This is a genomic window from Kitasatospora sp. NPDC018058, from assembly GCF_044327205.1.
Lineage (GTDB): Bacteria > Actinomycetota > Actinomycetes > Streptomycetales > Streptomycetaceae > Kitasatospora.
Window position 1 is genome coordinate 1 of sequence record NZ_JBIRFA010000140.1, and the last position, 1660, is coordinate 1660.

1 protein-coding gene is annotated in these 1660 nt (G+C 57.6%); it reads right to left on the bottom strand.

Going from position 1 to position 1660, the window contains the following annotated elements:
- Positions 1-68: 68 nt before the first annotated feature.
- Positions 69-1334 carry an IS256 family transposase gene (locus ACH4E7_RS45575; protein WP_003943361.1) on the bottom strand — a complete coding sequence of 422 codons (1266 nt, stop codon included), beginning with the start codon at positions 1332-1334 and terminating at the stop codon, positions 69-71.
- Positions 1335-1660 lie beyond the last annotated feature (326 nt).

Below are 1660 nucleotides of genomic sequence, written 5' to 3' on the forward strand. Positions count from 1 at the left end.
CTGCGTGATCGATCTTCTCGTGTGAGATGGGAGTGTCCGATTAACGGTGGATCCGACCTTGATGTCGGTTAGTTACCGTTCAGGGTGATGCGTCCTTCGAAGGTGATCGCAAACGCATTGAGCGCGGGCTTCCACCTCATTGCCCATCGTGCCTTACCTTTCCCTGTCGGGTCCAGAGCACGCGTGGCCAAGTACAAGCATTTGAGCGCCGCCTGCTCAGTCGGGAAGTGCCCACGCGCCCGTACTGCGCGCCTGTAGCGAGCGTTGACAGACTCGATCGCGTTCGTCGAGCAGATGACGCGCCTGATCTCGACGTCGTAGTCCAGGAACGGAACGAACTCACTCCACGCGTTGTCCCACATCTTGATAATCGCTGGATACTGCTGCCCCCATTTCTGCGTGAACTCAGCGAATCGTTCCCTGGCCGCAAACTCCGACGGAGCGGTGTAGACAGGTTTGAGATCACGCGCCATCGCATCCCAATATTTACGAGAGGCAAAGCGAAAAGTGTTGCGTATCAGATGAATAATGCACGTCTGCACCACAGCGAGTTCCCAGACGGTGTTGATCGCTTCAGGCAATCCTTTGAGTCCGTCGCACACAACGATGCAGACGTCCGCCACACCACGGTTCTTGATCTCGGTCAGGACCGAGAGCCAGAACTTTGCGCCCTCTCCGCCCTCGCCGGCCCAGATCCCGAGGATGTCGCGTTCGCCATTGACGGTGACGCCGATCGCGACATACATCGGCCGGTTGGTGACCTGCCCATCGCGAACCTTCACGTGCACCGCATCGATGAACATCACCGGATACACCCGATCAAGTGGCCGGTTCTGCCACTCCGTCATTTCCCCGACGACCTTGTCGGTGATCCGCGAGATCGTGTCCTTCGACACCGACGCTCCGTAAATATCTTGAAAGTGCGCGGATATCTCGCCGGTCGTCAAACCCTTTGCCGTCAATGACAATACGATCTCATCGATACCCGTCAAGCGTCGCTGACGCTTCTTAACAATCTGCGGGTCGAACGAAGAATCGACGTCGCGTGGCACTTCGATCTCCACCGGCCCGATCTCAGTGAGCACCGTCTTCGAACGGGTACCGTTCCTCGAGTTGCCGCTGCCGCGGCCGGCGGCATCGTGCTTCTCGTAGCCCAGGTGCTCGGTCATCTCCGCGTCTAACGCGGTCTCTAGGACGTTTTTGGTGAGTTGATTGAGGAGTCCGTTCGGGCCCATCAACTCCACGCCCTGCTCCTTGGCCTGAGCCAGGAGCTGCTCGGCCAACTGCTTCTGATCCACCTCAGTCTCTGCCATGGGATCAAGTGTTTCGGTCATCGTCGATCCTTCCCGCCAAGCTCAGCTCGGCGTGTTGAATCAAGGACCGGATCCACCGTTATTCAGACAGTCCCATGCATCCGACTGAGGTCGGATGGGTCCCGCTCAACAGTGACACTCGTTAGGGTCCAACAGGTGTGAGGGTTGATCCGCGATGCGCCGAACCCTCCGGCTTGTGACAGGAAGAGGTAACTTGATGACGACTTTGGTGACACGTGCGATCGCCTAGATCGGTCTCTACCTGACAGTATCCGTAGTGATGTACCCCGAGTTTCGTGGAGCCGCCATATTTGACTTCAGGCAACGGGTTGACGTGTGAAGTGTAT

Coding starts and splice junctions, on each gene's coding strand:
- ACH4E7_RS45575 (WP_003943361.1), bottom strand. CDS start 1,334: ATGACCGAAACACTTGATCCCATGGCAGAGACTGAGGTGGATCAGAAG.